The sequence below is a fragment of the uncultured Flavobacterium sp. genome, from assembly GCF_951805225.1.
GTDB lineage: Bacteria > Bacteroidota > Bacteroidia > Flavobacteriales > Flavobacteriaceae > Flavobacterium.
In genome coordinates, this window is the sequence record NZ_OX638201.1 from 3,511,214 (window position 1) to 3,526,454 (window position 15,241).

The following is a 15,241-nucleotide window of genomic DNA, read 5'->3' on the forward strand; positions in this document are numbered from 1 at the left end:
ACGAATTTAACGACATGGATATTGTTTTTAATTCGTGAATTCGTGGCGAAAAAATCCAAATCAAATTTCTAGAAAAACAAAAAGCAGAATACAATATAATGACAAAACAAAAAGCAAACTTTTTCTGGTTCCGACGCGATTTACGTCTCGATGATAATATTGGATTATTTAATGCGCTGCAATCCGATTTTCCCGTAATTCCGTTATTTATTTTTGATGAAGACATTCTTGATAATCTTCCTCAAAATGATGCACGAGTTAGCTTTATTTACGATTCTCTTCAGAAAATAAATGAAGAATTACACACTATCAACTCTTCGATCTTAATCAAAAAAGGAAAAACTTCAGAGGTTTGGCAATCACTTATCGAAGAATTCGATATTCAATCTATTTTCTTTAATAAAGATTACGAACCATTTGCGATTAAACGCGATATTGCTATTGAAAAATTATTACAACAAAATAATATTGAAGCCCTTTCTTTTAAAGATCATGTAATTTTTGAAGAAAAAGAAATCACAAAATCAGACGGACTTCCCTACACTGTTTACACACCTTATAAAAACAAATGGCTCGAGAAATATCATCTTGGCGGACAAGTTCATGAATATGATACTAAACCTATATTAAAAAACTTTGCCGAAAATCAATTTCCATTTCCTGATTTATCAGAAATTGGTTTTGAAAAAAGCACTATAAAAGTCCTTCCACATAATTTAACACAAATTGCCAATTACAAAGAAACCCGAGATTTTCCGGCTTTAGACAGCACATCTTATCTTTCGCCACATCTACGTTTCGGAACCGTTAGCATTCGGAAACTTGTGAATTGGGCAAATAAAAAGAACCAAACTTTTCTAAGTGAATTGATTTGGAGAGAGTTTTTTATCCAAATTCTGTTTAACTTTCCTAATTGTGTAAATCATAATTTCAAGTCAGCTTATGATGGAATTCAATGGCGCAATAACGAAGAAGATTTTAAACGCTGGTGTTCAGGAACTACAGGTTATCCAATGGTCGATGCAGGAATGCGCCAACTAAACGAAACCGGTTATATGCACAATCGCGTTCGAATGGTTGTTGCGAGTTTTTTATGTAAACACTTGTTGATTAACTGGCAATGGGGCGAAGCTTATTTTGCCGAAAAACTATTAGATTTCGAATTAGCATCAAACGTTGGAAACTGGCAATGGGCAGCAGGAACAGGTTGCGATGCGGCACCATATTTCAGAGTTTTTAATCCGGAAATTCAACAAAAGAAATTCGACGAAAAAGGAATCTACATCCGCAAATGGATTCCTGAATTTGACTTAGGATATAATGAACCAATGGTTGATCATGCTTTTGCAAGAGATCGCGCGATTTCGACTTACAAGGCAGGAATTTTGAAATAGTTTTTTTGTTTCAGGTTTCAGGTTTCAGGTTTCAGATTTCACGATTACTAAAAAACCTTTGTCAAAGTTTAAAACTTTGACAAAGGTCTATATGTAAAAAATCCGTGTAAATCTGCGTTTTCGCGATAGCGAATCAGTTTCATCCGCGTTACATAAAAGCATTATAAAAGGGATTATGTCATAAATAAATCTTATTATGAAACCTAAATCCCTAGCCCTGATAGAAGCGGTATCCTTTTTCTGGCTTCTTTAGCCAGGAAAAGATATAAGTGGATAGCAGGAAATAGCTCCTAATACTTTAAATAATTAGTCACAACAATCTTAGCTTTTAAATCAAACATTAAATTATACAAACCAAAGAAAGTTCTATTCATATAAATAAAATGCTTAGAACCACGATTTCCGTTCATTTTTTTGAGATTTGTATCATTAGAGAAACGTTCGCCTAATTTGGCAATACTATCAAAGAAAGTCTCATCGGCAAAATCGAAAGTTTCATCTTGAAAAGGTTTCGTGAAAAGTGATAACAAATCGTGAAACATCTCGGTAAAATATTCAATTTCAGAAGGAGAATCATCCGGACGAAGAATCTCTAATTCAAACAACTTTTCGTTAAATCTTGTTTTATCTGTGATGACATTTTTATTGATTAATTCAAAATACGGAACATAAAAATCTTCCGGAATTTTCTTCATACAACCAAAATCTAAAGCAATTAAATGATTTTGATCGTCTATCAAAAAGTTCCCAGGATGCGGATCAGCATGTACTTTTCTTAAAACATGAATTTGATACATATAAAAATCCCAAAGTGCCTGACCTATTTTATCGCCCACTTCCTGATCTGTATTTTTAGCCGTAAATTCTGAAAGATGAATTCCCGTCATCCAATCCATTGTAATGATTTTCTCTGACGAAAACTCCGGATAATAATTCGGGAACAATATATTATCGATTTTATTGCAAGCTTTAACCACTTCCTGACTTTGTTCAAGCTCCAGTAAATAGTTGGTTTCTTCGATAAGTTTGTCTTCAACTTCCTTAAAATACTTATCAGAATCCTTTCCCTGAAGGTTAAACATTCTGATCGCAATAGGTTTTACCAAAGCCAAATCTGACGAAATACTGTTGGCTACTCCCGGATATTGAATTTTTACGGCTAATTTTTTGCCGTCTTTAACAGCCAAATGAACCTGACCAATACTTGCTGCGTTTACAGAATTTGCATTGAATTCGTCAAATATTTCATAAGGCGTTTTTCCAAAATTGGTTTTGAAAGTTTTTAATACTAATGGTGCCGAAAGCGGCGGAACTGAAAACTGTGACAATGAAAATTTCTCCACATAAGCCTGAGGCAAAAAGTTCTTGTCCATGCTTAACATTTGAGCAACTTTTAGCGCACTTCCTTTTAAGCTTTTTAAACCGTCGTAAATATCCTCGGCATTGTTTTCATTTAGTTTATCACGCGTTAAATCGGGATTTACCATTTTCTCAGCATAATGCTTAACATAGTTTACGCCAATTTTTGCGCCTGTTTGCACTAATTTTCCAGCTCTTTCTATTTTTGATGTTGGTATATAATCTATCGTTTTCATTGTTTGCTGTATATTTTTTCTTTGAACAGGAATTTTCCAAAATCCAAAAGATGATTCATTGGCGCAACATTCATTAATTCGAATGACGCATTTACTGATTTTTCGATAAAAATATCGGTTTTCTCAAACGCTGCCGATTCATCGTCCATCCAGAATTTTATGGTCATCATCAATTGTAGCCAAGCGGATTCCTGAATAGCTTTTTCCTGAAATTTTTGAAATTTTTCTTGTTCAAGTCTATAATCGTCCGTTAGAATTTCAGAAACATATTCTTTAAATGCTTCTCGAAGTGATGTTAATTGTACTAAATTTCTAATTGGATTTTTATCAATCTTTAAAGCTTGTAAAACATAACTTCTGTTAGCTGTTAAAATCTCAAAAAAGGTAAAATAGAAGCTTAACATTTTATTCTTCATATCATATTCCTGATAATCGGCATTTTTATGTAACAAATCAATTGTATTAACCAAAAAGAGTCTGAATATCTCTTTTTCTAAACCTTCTAATGTTCCAAAAAAGGAATAAAACTCAGCTTCTGTAAAATCATTTTCTTTCGCAAAATGATAAACTGACTTTGGCTTTCGCCCATTTTCTAAAACCTCATCCATATATTTTGAAACGATATCATCCTTTGTAATTGCGTGCTTTTTAGTTGCCATTTCATTAAAATTTAGAATTTGCCTTAAAGGTAAGCAATGTTTAAGTACCTTTACTTATGCTTAAACTCGATGCACTGTTAAATATATTATAATATAATGGCAAAAAATGTTTTACTAACCGGAGGTACTGGATTTGTTGGCAAACATCTTACTGATGTACTTATCGACAATGGCTTTTTGGTTTCTATTTTAAGCCGTTCTGATCAAAAAAACACGCCTTCAATTACCTATTATAAATGGGATTTAAAGAAAAACTTTATTGATCAGAAAGCTATTCTTGAAGCAGATTATATTATCCATTTGGCAGGCGAAGGTATTGTAGAAAAAAGATGGACTTCAAAACGCAAGAAAGCCATACTTGAAAGTCGTATAAAACCAATTGATCTTATTTTTTCTATTTTAAAAGAACAAAATAAAAATCTGGATGCTTTTATTTCGGCGTCAGGAGTTGGGATTTACGGCGCTATTACAAGCCACAAAATATGTGATGAAACAACTCCTCCGGCAAATGATTTCCTGGGCGATACTTGTCAGCAATGGGAAAACACCGTTGACGAGATCGCAACTTTAAACATTAGAACCGTAAAAATCCGCACAGGAATTGTTTTGGGCAAAGATGAAGGTTTTCTTAAAAAAATAGTTCCAAGTTTTAAATCTGGTTTTGGAGCAATATTAAGCACGGGGAAACAATATTTACCCTGGATTCATATCGACGATTTATGTCAGATTTATTTAAAAGCAATTCAGGACGAGCAAATTCAAGGCGCTTATAATGCCTGCGTGACTGACGCTACAACTAATTCAAGATTCTCTAAAGTATTAGCAAAGTTGTTTGGATATACAATTTGGCTACCTAAAGTTCCTGCTTTTGTTTTAAAAATAGTTTTAGGCGAAATGAGTATTGCCGTTTTAAAAGGTCAAAGAGTTTCCTCTGAAAAAATTCAAAAAGCAGGTTTTGAATTTCAGTTTACAGATCTCGAAAAAACACTGGTAAATTGCTTGAATTAAAACTTATTTTAAAGTTAAATACATTGAATCATTAGTTCGCACCACACCAATTAATTCTGTGTTTGCGGTTTGCGAAATTTTAGTTGCTATTCTGCTTGGAATTTGAATATTAAAATCAGTTACCAAAATAGGAAAATCAGAAATTATCTGGATTCCATCGCCTACTTTTTTAATCAAAGCATTTACGATTACTTCCTTCGTTTTTCCGTGCATTATAAGTTTGCCTTTTATTTGATATTCTTTTTCAATTTCGGTAATATCCTTTAATTCAAATTTCTGAATTTTTCCTTTAAAAACAGCTTTAGGATATCTGTGGCTCTCCAAGTAATTTTCATTAAAATGTTCCTGCATCAGGTCTAATTTAAAACGAAAATCTTTGACAATAACAGTACAAATAAATGTACTTGTTTTAGGTTCCAATAGAATTGCAACCTGTCTGTTTACGGCTTTTACTTCTTCAAAAAACGGAACGGAAGCTTCAAAGTTTATAGTTCCAGTGTTTGTAAAGAATTTTTCCTGTGCAATAACGGAATAAGCAGTAAATAGCAAAATAAGAAAAGTAGTTTTTTTCATAATCGTTAATAATTAAACAATTATGTCATTCACATTTTTTCATTTTAAGAAGAGAAAAAAACTGGACTTAATACAAAAATAGAATGGCAGTACTCCGTGAAAAACAGTAATTAAATGGTTATACTTAAAGTTACGAAATTTTAAGGAATACGGTTGCTTATTTGTCCTAAATATTTGTGAATGTTTTTTAGGCGTGAAATATTGATTTTGAGATATAAAACGTGATAAAAATGTGTTGTCCCTACGGGACAAAATCGTTTCCGCATATTCTGTTTCTACCAACATTTAATTCCTACCGGAATATTTTTAAAGATTAGAGATTATCCTTTATAAGAACGAATATCTCGTAGAGATTAAATGTTGGTAAAAAACAATAACAAATACAAAATAATGTCCCGTAGGGATTACACAAATATTTCTTCAAAACAAATTCTAAAACAAATATTATCCTTGAACTTCTGTACAAATTTCAATTAAAAAACCATCTAAATCTCGCACATAAGCTACAATTTGTCCCCAAGGCTTCTGCTTTGGTTCTGTAACTAAAGTTGCTCCAACAGAAATTGACTTTTGTACCAGTTCTTCAACATTATCAGTTATAAAACCTATTTCGATAGCAAAAGGTTTATCAGCAATATTACTTTCCTGAAAACCTTCTTTTAAGTTTTCTTTTGCTAATGATTTCGAAGCAAAAGAAAGTGTTGTTTCGCCAGTGATTAATTCGCCGTAATCATTTCCAGGTGCTATAAATTTTCTCGAAAAACCAAATGCATTTTCATAAAAGACTATTGATTTCTCAACATCTTCTACATATAGAATTGTATATCCAAACTTTACCATTTCAATTTATTTTAATGAAACTATCCTAACTAATCTCTAATAACACATTGTATTTGTCTAAACTCGCTAAATCTTCGATTGAATTGACCTTGGCCATTTTTTCACGTTCATCAACTTCTTTCTTTAAATCAATGTGTATAATTGCTTTTCTAAAGCGTCTGACTTCTTCTAAATTAGATAAAATTAATCCGGGAACCTGAACGCTTTTTCCATCCTTGTCTTTGGCAACCATTGTAAAATACGAAGAGTTACAATGCTTAATCGCGCCAGTCTGAATATTTTCGGCTTCAACACGAATCCCTACAATCATAGAACTTCTTCCCACATAATTTACAGAAGCTTTCATCGTAACCAATTCACCAACTTCAATAGGTTTCAAAAAATTTACGGTATCAACCGAAGCTGTTACGCAATAATTACCACTAAATTTTGACGCCGATGCAAAGGCAATCTGATCCAGTAGTTGCAAAATATATCCTCCATGAATTTTACCGCTAAAATTGGTGTGCGAAGGCAGCATTAATTCTGAAATGCTAATTTTTGAGGAAGAAACGGGTTTAAAATCTGCGGTCATGTTTTTATTTTTGATATTACTTTTAATAGTCATTTCTATGTATTTTAAAGTACATAGAATTTTTAGTTTTTTATTCTTTTTCAATTACATCGTCAAGCGAAATCTATGCATTTGAATTTATCATTTAATTCAACAATTGATTTTCATCTGAATTTGATGCTCTTGCAATAATATTTTCCGGAAGTGCTTTCTTTGCCTTTGCTCCCATTTTCTTTAATTTTTCCACACTCGAAATCAGGTTTCCTCTACCATCAACCAATTTGCTCATAGCATTTTCGTATTCCGTTTTGGTGTCTTTTATTTTATTTCCAATTCTTAAAAGATCCGCAACAAAACCTTCGAATTTATCATATAAAGCTCCGGCTTGTCTGGCAATTTCAAAAGCATTTTCCTGTTGTTTTTGATTCGTCCACATACTATCAATCGTGCGTAAAGTCGCCAATAATGTTGTTGGCGTAACGATCACAATATTGCGATCAAATGCTTTATTATATAAGGTAGCGTCTTCATTTAAAGCGATGGCAAAAGCGGGCTCAATTGGTATAAAAAGTAAAACAAAATCAGGACTTTCTATTTGGTATAAATCATGATAATTTTTACTTCCAAGTTGTTCTACGTGTCTTTTTATGGAGTTTACATGTTCTTTTAGAAAATCAATTTTAAGAATTTCTGATTCCTCGTTGATCCATTTTTCGTACGCAACCAAAGAAACTTTAGAATCGACAATCATTTTTTTTCCGTCAGGCAAATTAATTACAACATCCGGAAGAACTCTACTTCCTTCATTATTTGTAAAACTTTGCTGAACCTCATATTCTCTGCCTTTTTCTAAACCTGACTTTTCTAAAACACGTTCCAGAACCAATTCTCCCCAATTTCCCTGCATTTTACTATCACCTTTCAATGCTTTTGTCAAGTTCAGGGTTTCTTTGCTCATTTGCGCATTCATCTCGCTTAAACCAACAATCTGCTGACGTAAAGCGGCGTGATAATCGATACTTTCTTTGTGTGTTTGTTCTACTTTTTTCTCAAAACCCTGAATTTTATCCTGCAATGGCAACAAGATATTCTTCATGTTTTCGCTATTTTGTTCTGTGAATTTTGCCGATTTTTCTTCTAGGATTTTATTGGCTAAATTTTCAAATTCTTTGGTGAATTTCTCCTGAAGTTCCGTGATTTCATTTTTTTGCTCTTTATGGCGTTCCCAAAGATTTTCGAAATCAACTTCTTTTTTTGAAAGCTGAATGGCTAAGCTGTCTTTTTCTGTTCTGATATTTTCTTTCTCAGCATTTGATAATTGAAATTGCTTCTGAAAGTTATTTCTTTCGTTCTCGAATTGTTCTTTTTGCAACTGCATTTGATTTGCGTTTGCATTTAATCGCTCTTCTAAACTTGCTTTTTCTGCTTTGGCTCCAGCCGAAAACAACAATTTTCCCAAATAAATTCCAAGGAATAATGCAACGACAAAGGCCAATAAAAGCGGAAGAAAATCAAACATAATTGAGTTTATTTTTAAAGTAAAAGTAAGCAATAATAAGTATCTGATAATTTTTAAAATTAAATTTTTACTCATTAGTACTGATTCTAAATCACTTGAACATTAAAAAAAATAAAGAAAAAAAATTCTTTTTAACGCAACCTTTTACGTACAACCTCATCTACGAATTATAACCTAATATTATAAATGATGAAAAAATTAATGCTGAGCTTATTTATAGCTTTTGGATTTAGCGCATGTTCTCTTAGTAACGATGACAAAATGAATATTGATTGCGGAACTTATGCTGATGTTACGTTTACAGGATATCCCCTTGCATGTAATTATAGCATGATAACAAACCAAACTACTCCTGCGGCACTTATTGCAAATTCACAGGAAAAAGTAGATAAGTATTTCAAAAAAAATGCAAGCTCATGTCCTAACGCAAGTGATCCTACAATAGATTTTACTAAATACTATCTAATTGGAGTTTTCTCTGGAATAAAACCTACAAGCGGTTATACTATTAAGATTACTAATATAGTTGAAAACAGCTGCCAAATGGTTGTTAGTTTTTACGAAAAGCAGCCGTTAACTGGCGAAACAACATCTCCAGCTTCAACTTATCCGGCAGATTATGCTTTGATTCCTAAAACTTCAAAAACAATCTTGTTTATTAAAGCTACTGAAAATCCGGACAATATTGTTATTGGAACTTATAAAGCACAATGTACCGGAGCAGATTGTCAAAACTTCTTTCAAATAAATGATTATAGCATTCTAAAGTTTGAAAATGTTGTTTCTGGAGGTTATGATTTTAACCAATACAGATATACTGCAAAATCTAAAAAAGGTGATTATTCAGCATTATTATCAAGCGTCCCTTCTGAAATTTTAAACAACCAAGGACAAACAAAAACATACGGCACTCCAGATTCAGCTGGTCAGGGCGGTGTATTTTTTGAACTTCGTAAAGGTTTAAAAACTACCAGAATTTATATCGACAATAACGACACAGACGATCAGGGAAGTGAAATTAAATTGTTCAAAAAATTAATTAAAGATAAAATCGCGGCTTTAAAACAATAAAATTACGAGGAAAGATTTTGGTGTTTTTGATCCGTCAAAATTAGGACAGGATTTGTTTCGAAAGCGAGACTTTCAAAACAGAAAATACTGACAATCAAAACCTAACAATCGTAAACTATAATCGAGACGCGCCCCGTACTATTATAAAAGATAGTTTTATATGCTTATAAAAACTATTTTTGCAAAACCAAATTTAACCACTTCTTGAAAGACGATTTAGAAAAATATATCAAGCTTTGCCTTAAAAATGACAGAGAAGGACAACTGAAAATTTATCAGTTGTTCTCTCCTGTTTTATATGGTATTTGCCTGAAATATATGAAAAACGAAGACGATGCCAAAGATGTATTTCAGGAAGCATTTGTAATTGTTTTTCAGAAAATTGGTCAATATAAATTCGAAGGAAGTTTTGAAGGCTGGCTAAAGCGAATTTTCATCAATAAACTGATTGAAACTTTAAACAAAAAGAAAAAGGAAAGTTTCTTTCTCGATGTTTTTGATCCCGATACAGATTTTGTCGAAGAGGAAGAATTAGAAGGAATCCCAATTGAACAAGAAAAACTGTTAGAATATATTAGGGATTTACCAGATCAATATCGAACGGTTTTTAACTTGTATGTTTTTGAAAAACTGAAACACAAAGAAATTGCCGAATTATTAAAGATCTCTGAAGGAACATCAAAATCAAATTTAAACAGAGCCAAGCACATTTTGCAGAAAAGAATTTTGAGCATAAAAAATTTTAAAATAGCATGAAAAAGCAAAACATAGAAGATATTTTTTCATCAATGGAAGACTTTTCAAGTGTTCCACCTCCGGAATTATGGGGACAAATTGAAGAAAAACTAGACAAACCTAAAAAGAAAAAGAGAGCTATTCTTTGGTGGTCGGCTGCGGCATGCTTATTACTAGGTTTGTTGCTTCCTTCTGTTTTACATTTTACTTCTGATTCTGGAATCAAAAATTTAAATACTGATTCTTCAGAAACCAATAAGGTTGTTATCGAAGAGAAAAATGTAGAGCATAAAAACAACTTGAATAATACCGCAATACCAACTGAGGAAAATAAAACCTTAAAAGATGGTGTTGAAAAAGAATCAAATACAAACGAAGGAGTTTCACCATCATCAAAAAAAGTAAACAATCAATCTGTTACTATTTATCCAAAATCAGAAACTGCAGTAGCTCAAGCTGATTCTGAAAATAAGACCATAAATAATAGTACATCTTCTAAATTAAATATTGAAAAATCAGTTACTGAAAAAAATTCTAAATCAAATATTGAGAAGAAAAATACGCGCCAAGCTGTAGCGGAACAAACATATGCAACAGGAAAAGGAGATTCTTTTAATTCTGTTTCTAAATACCAACTTCCAAATACTAAAAAAACTGCTACAGATAAGCTTCTTACTGAGAAAACATTTAATTCAGGGAAAACAAACGGATTTAATTCAAACTCAAAAAGTCAATTGTCAAATTCAATTTTTGAAGATAAAACAAGCTCAAAAAACAGCAATAATATTGCTTTTACATCTTCTAATTCAACATTGAAGAGCAATAATAATGTAACAAATACAAGTAAATCACTTCAAAATGGGACAACAACAATCGATTATTCTAAAAGAGATGTTCTTGCAAGTGCAGAATTGAGCAATTCGAAAGCGAATAATTCAAAAGCAAATAATTCGGAAAGTAAAATAGACTCTGTTCAATTGTTACAACTTCAAAATTTGGAAAAAGGTATTGCAATCGCAGAACCTGAAACCAAAAAAGACAAAAAGAACAAATCTCTTTCTAATGCCGAAAAATGGGCTGTAGAAGTTTTTGCCGGTATAGCAAATTCTGAAAACACCAAAAATGACAAAACATTAGGTTATGCAAACGATTCGAAACAAGGTAGTTCATACGGTGTAAAAACAAAATATAAAATTAATAATAAATGGGCTGTAGGTTCTGGTCTTAAGATTAATGAACTTGGTCAAAGCATTGCTGATATTTCTTATGTAGACTCAAAAAGTGTCGTTGCGTTAAGTCCGTCTGGTTTTTATAGCCCTGCCGAATCATCAGGTTCTTCCCGAATAACAAATAATTCGAGCTATATTTTTGTTTCAAACAGCACTTCAGATGCTTTAAAAATGAATGATATACAAGGTGATAATTTACAAAGCGGTAATTTAGATCAAAGTCTTAAATATATCGAAATGCCTCTGGAAGTTTCATATGCAGTATTTACTAAAAACAAAGCAAGTATCAGCTTGAATACAGGTGGTTTTGTTGGAAAACTGATTTCTAACGATGTCGCTCTTAATGGCAAGTCGATTGGTAATAATGTCAATGCAAATGATTTTGTTTATGGTTCTACTTTGAGTACTACGGTACAATATCGCATTTATAAAAAGACAAATGTTTTTGCTGAACCTGCGGTAAATTATTACCTTAATCCTCTGAATAATCAATCTTTCAACCAATTTCAATGGGGATTGAATTTTGGATTAAATGTTTCGTTCTAAAAAACAAAAACAAGTTTTAAAGCTAATCTTCTCAAAATGACAATTAAAAATCACTGGCCAAATCAAAAATCTATCTCTAAAGATTTAAATTTAGCCAAAGAAATGATCTATGATTGTTTTGATTTTAATTGTTCAGAACCCGAAGCAATAGCTGAAAGTGCAGATTATAATGGATATCAATTTTATCTAAATGAAAAACTCATTTGTTATCGGGAAGCAAAAATAACTCCAAAAAAAACAGGTCAGTTTGTGACTTTATGGAAACGTAATAAATCCGGAATAATTAAACCTTTTGATTTTGATGACGAAATAGATTTTGTAATTATCAGCACAAGAAAAGAAGATCTTTTTGGGCAATTTATTTTTCCGAAATCCATTTTATTAGAAAAAGGAATCTTCTCTACAAAAACAAAAGAAGGCAAACGAGCAACACGTGTTTATCCACCATGGAATGAAACCACGAGTCCGCAAGCACAAAAAACGCAACAATGGCAATTGCGATATTTTTATGAAATAACTCCTGAAACTGATCTTGAAACTTTTGCAAAACTGTTTCAATCTTAAATAAAAAAAACGGCAACCTGAACATTTCAGATTGCCGTTTTTCTCTTTGTATAAATTTGTATAAAATCTAAATTGCCGTATATCCACCATCGGCAATAATGTAACTTCCTGTTGTGAAAGAAGATTTTTCTGAACTTAAAAACACAACCAATTCGGCAACTTCTTCAGCTGTACCCAAACGATTCATTGGCGCTTTTGCAGCAATGGCATCCATTGTGCTTTTATTCATATGATCTTTTAGCAGAGCTGTTTCAATATATCCGGGACCAACAGCATTACAACGAATATTTTTGAGCGCATATTCTGCCGCAATATTTTTAGTCAATCCTACAACTCCATGTTTCGAAGCTGTATAAGCCGGACTATTTGGAGCTGCGACCTGACCGTGAATTGAAGCAATGTTTACAATACTTCCTCCTCCGTTTTTCTCCATTTGTTCCAGCTGATAACGACAAGCATAAAAAACGCCGCTTAAATTCAATGCAATTACACGATCCCAGGCTTCCGGCTCATATTCACCCGTTGGTTTTGCCGGACCGCCCATTCCTGCATTATTGCAGGCAATATCAAGTTGTCCGTATTTAGCAACGGCGGCCTCAACCATACGTTTATTATCGCTTGCGCTTGATGAATCTCCTTTTACAAAAAAAGCTTCTCCACCTTTATCCTTTATTATTTTTACGGTTTCTTCACCGTGTTCTACATTAATATCCGAAAGTACTACTTTTGCTCCTTCTCGAGCGTAAGCTTCTGCAACAGCACGTCCAATTCCTGAACCACCACCAGAGACAAAAGCTACTTTGTTTTCTAAAAGTGCCATTTTTAATATATTTAAAATTTGAACTACAATTTACGAAGATATTGATGGATAACCTTCTTAAAAAAAGGCTTTAAAATAATATTAACGCACTTTGCCAATCAAATGTTATTTCTAAAAAAAAGCGCTTAAATCAGCTAAAAATTTAGTATTTAAAGGAAAATTATTCATCGTCTAATTTCATATTTCCCCGATCTTCATGATTATCGGGATGTGAATTTGGATAACGATTTGGATTCACATCAGAATTTCTGTCTTTGTTCTCAACCGTTTTTTTTGCTTCTTCATCAGTCGAAACGCCACGATTTGCATTTGGATTATTCGAATCAATTTCTTTTGAAACTTCTTTAATATTTTCGTTTACATTTCTTGCACGATCTACAATTTCTTTATTTCCATCAGCATCTGTTACAATTTCTTTTTTGAGCTTTGATGCATCAGATTCTTTATCATGAGAAACATTTTTTCCTTTTAATTCTTCGCTATCTTTTTGCGTTCCGTTTATCTTTTTGGAACCTAAATTATCATTTTCCATAACATTATATTTTTTTCATTACTATATAATATTACGAATTTTACAAATAGAAAATAAGTTCTTTAACATAGCTTTGGGTTTCTAAACCTCTTTTGTTTTCAATATTAAAAGTCTAAAATTCAATTTATTGAAAGTAAAAAAATCTGGATTCTCATTCAAAATAGTAACTTTAATAAAATTCTAAAATCATCTGCAATGAACTTTTTCAAAATCAAAACAAGTTGGTCAAACGCTGAATTTATTTTAATAAAACTATGTATGGCATCGGCCTATATTTTAATTGGAAGCTATTTTCATGATTTTTTTAAAGAGTATTATACGCCATTATTCATTTTATTTGGCATAACCGCAATCTGGTTCTTTTTTACATGGCTAAAGAAAATGAAAGGTTCAAAACCGCAATAAATACCGCTGGGAATTATTTACTTTCTCAAACAAAACTATCTTTGCATTCTAAAAATACAGCATGCATCAACATTTTATTCTTTTTAAACCTTACGGCTATCTGAGTCAATTTATATATGAACTAAAAAGAAAGAAAAAGCTTTTGGGCGAATTATATGATTTTCCCGAAGGAACAATGGCGATTGGTCGTTTGGATGAAGATTCTGAAGGATTGCTTTTATTAACTACTGACGGAAAAGTAAGCGAACAAATAAGAAGCAAAAAAGTCGATAAAGAATATTATGTTCAGGTTGACGGAGTTATTACGCCAGAAGCGATTGAACAATTGCAAAATGGTGTAGAAATTGGTTTTGATGGCGGAAAATACAAAACCAAACCGTGTTCTGCTTTTATTGTTACCGAAATTCCAGATTTTGGTCCGAGAGCAAAAAAAATACGTGACGAACGACATGGACCAACTTCATGGGCGTCGATAACGGTAAATGAAGGAAAGTTTCGTCAGGTTCGAAAAATGACCGCTGCAGTTGGTTTTCCTACTTTGAGATTAGTTCGTGTTCGTATAGGAAATGTATATTTGCAAGACTTAAAAGCCGGAGAAGTTCTTGAAGTTTCCGACTTTTTTAAATTAGAAAATGAGTCAATTTGATAATTAGATAATTCTCAAATTAACGATTAACCGAATAAACAAATTAACGATAATGCTAAACGTAGTTCTTGTAGAACCTGAAATACCTAATAACACGGGAAATATTGGAAGATTATGTGTAGGTACAGAAAGTAGATTACACTTGATTCATCCTTTCGGATTTGTGATTAATGATAAAAACCTAAAACGTTCGGGATTGGATTATTGGGTACATCTTGACGTAACCGAATATCAAAACATTGAAGAATGGATTGCACAAATTCCGGATCAATCACGTGTTTTCTTAATGAGTTCTCACGCAGAGAAATCTTATCTTGAAACCGATTTTCAAGACGGAGATTGGTTGGTTTACGGCAAAGAAAGTGTTGGCTTAAGCAAAGAAGTTTTAGCGCGTTTTGAAAATCATTTAACGATTCCGATGTCAAAATTAATCAGAAGCTTTAATATCGCTAATTCTGTCGCTTTTGTGGTTGGTGAAGCAAAGAGACAAATTGGATTGAAAAAAGTTTAATCGTTTATTTGTTTAAATGTTGAGTTGAATTGTAAAGCTGA

The 15,241-nt window shown here is 32.3% G+C and carries 17 protein-coding genes; 9 read left to right on the forward strand and 8 right to left on the reverse strand.

Annotation, left to right across the window (positions count from 1 at the left end; translation table 11 throughout):
• The first annotated feature begins 98 nt into the window (after window positions 1–98).
• Window positions 99–1,394, forward strand: coding sequence for a deoxyribodipyrimidine photo-lyase (locus WN975_RS14290; protein ID WP_337967119.1), 1,296 nt, complete (start codon window positions 99–101; stop codon window positions 1,392–1,394).
• 290 nt (window positions 1,395–1,684) lie between these two features.
• On the opposite strand, the gene WN975_RS14295 is transcribed toward WN975_RS14290, so the two are convergent.
• Entirely contained in the window at window positions 1,685–2,989 is a 1,305-nt protein-coding gene (locus WN975_RS14295; protein ID WP_337967120.1) for an AarF/UbiB family protein, read from the reverse strand.
• The gene (locus WN975_RS14300; RefSeq protein ID WP_337967121.1) at window positions 2,986–3,648 is read right to left on the reverse strand and encodes a TetR family transcriptional regulator C-terminal domain-containing protein; all 663 of its coding nucleotides are present in this window, start codon (window positions 3,646–3,648) and stop codon (window positions 2,986–2,988) included. The genes WN975_RS14295 and WN975_RS14300 overlap by 4 nt, the downstream gene beginning before the upstream one ends.
• A gap of 96 nt (window positions 3,649–3,744) precedes the next feature.
• Between WN975_RS14300 and WN975_RS14305 the strand changes: the two genes are divergently transcribed.
• Entirely contained in the window at window positions 3,745–4,656 is a 912-nt protein-coding gene (locus tag WN975_RS14305) for a TIGR01777 family oxidoreductase (protein WP_337967122.1), read from the forward strand.
• A gap of 3 nt (window positions 4,657–4,659) precedes the next feature.
• Here the strand turns inward: WN975_RS14305 and WN975_RS14310 are convergent, their stop codons facing one another.
• From WN975_RS14310 to rmuC, 4 genes are all read right to left on the reverse strand, one after another.
• Window positions 4,660–5,229, reverse strand: a complete 570-nt coding sequence (locus tag WN975_RS14310) for a YceI family protein (protein WP_337967123.1) — start codon at window positions 5,227–5,229, stop codon at window positions 4,660–4,662.
• A 444-nt stretch (window positions 5,230–5,673) separates the two neighbouring features.
• Complete coding sequence (locus WN975_RS14315) at window positions 5,674–6,069, reverse strand: VOC family protein (protein WP_337967124.1); 396 nt, start codon at window positions 6,067–6,069, stop codon at window positions 5,674–5,676.
• 25 nt (window positions 6,070–6,094) lie between these two features.
• Window positions 6,095–6,643 carry an acyl-CoA thioesterase gene (locus WN975_RS14320; protein ID WP_337968993.1) on the reverse strand — a complete coding sequence of 183 codons (549 nt, stop codon included), beginning with the start codon at window positions 6,641–6,643 and terminating at the stop codon, window positions 6,095–6,097.
• Window positions 6,644–6,767: 124 nt separating this feature from the next.
• Window positions 6,768–8,141, reverse strand: coding sequence for a DNA recombination protein RmuC (rmuC, locus tag WN975_RS14325; protein ID WP_337968994.1), 1,374 nt, complete (start codon window positions 8,139–8,141; stop codon window positions 6,768–6,770).
• A gap of 186 nt (window positions 8,142–8,327) precedes the next feature.
• On the opposite strand from rmuC, the gene WN975_RS14330 reads away from it, so the two are divergent.
• The 4 genes from WN975_RS14330 (at window position 8,328) to WN975_RS14345 (ending at window position 12,286) form a co-directional block, all read left to right on the forward strand.
• Window positions 8,328–9,212 (forward strand): protease complex subunit PrcB family protein, encoded by an 885-nt coding sequence (locus tag WN975_RS14330; RefSeq protein ID WP_337967125.1) that lies wholly within the window; start codon window positions 8,328–8,330, stop codon window positions 9,210–9,212.
• A gap of 204 nt (window positions 9,213–9,416) precedes the next feature.
• Window positions 9,417–9,968, forward strand: a complete 552-nt coding sequence (locus tag WN975_RS14335) for a sigma-70 family RNA polymerase sigma factor (RefSeq protein ID WP_099709284.1) — start codon at window positions 9,417–9,419, stop codon at window positions 9,966–9,968.
• Entirely contained in the window at window positions 9,965–11,722 is a 1,758-nt protein-coding gene (locus WN975_RS14340; protein ID WP_337967126.1) for a hypothetical protein, read from the forward strand. The genes WN975_RS14335 and WN975_RS14340 overlap by 4 nt, the downstream gene beginning before the upstream one ends.
• Before the next feature lie 36 nt (window positions 11,723–11,758).
• Entirely contained in the window at window positions 11,759–12,286 is a 528-nt protein-coding gene (locus WN975_RS14345) for a MepB family protein (protein WP_337967127.1), read from the forward strand.
• Between the two features lie 67 nt (window positions 12,287–12,353).
• Here the strand turns inward: WN975_RS14345 and WN975_RS14350 are convergent, their stop codons facing one another.
• Window positions 12,354–13,106, reverse strand: coding sequence for an SDR family oxidoreductase (locus tag WN975_RS14350; protein ID WP_337967128.1), 753 nt, complete (start codon window positions 13,104–13,106; stop codon window positions 12,354–12,356).
• A gap of 160 nt (window positions 13,107–13,266) precedes the next feature.
• On the reverse strand, window positions 13,267–13,638 hold the full coding sequence (locus WN975_RS14355) for a hypothetical protein (protein ID WP_337967129.1): 372 nt from the start codon (window positions 13,636–13,638) through the stop codon (window positions 13,267–13,269).
• A gap of 195 nt (window positions 13,639–13,833) precedes the next feature.
• On the opposite strand from WN975_RS14355, the gene WN975_RS14360 reads away from it, so the two are divergent.
• The 3 genes from WN975_RS14360 (at window position 13,834) to WN975_RS14370 (ending at window position 15,200) form a co-directional block, all read left to right on the forward strand.
• On the forward strand, window positions 13,834–14,043 hold the full coding sequence (locus WN975_RS14360; protein WP_337967130.1) for a hypothetical protein: 210 nt from the start codon (window positions 13,834–13,836) through the stop codon (window positions 14,041–14,043).
• Between the two features lie 61 nt (window positions 14,044–14,104).
• Window positions 14,105–14,689, forward strand: a complete 585-nt coding sequence (locus WN975_RS14365) for a pseudouridine synthase (protein WP_337967131.1) — start codon at window positions 14,105–14,107, stop codon at window positions 14,687–14,689.
• A 52-nt stretch (window positions 14,690–14,741) separates the two neighbouring features.
• A complete protein-coding gene (locus tag WN975_RS14370; protein ID WP_337967132.1) occupies window positions 14,742–15,200 on the forward strand; it encodes a tRNA (cytidine(34)-2'-O)-methyltransferase in 459 nt (152 codons plus the stop codon).
• Window positions 15,201–15,241: the final 41 nt, after the last annotated feature.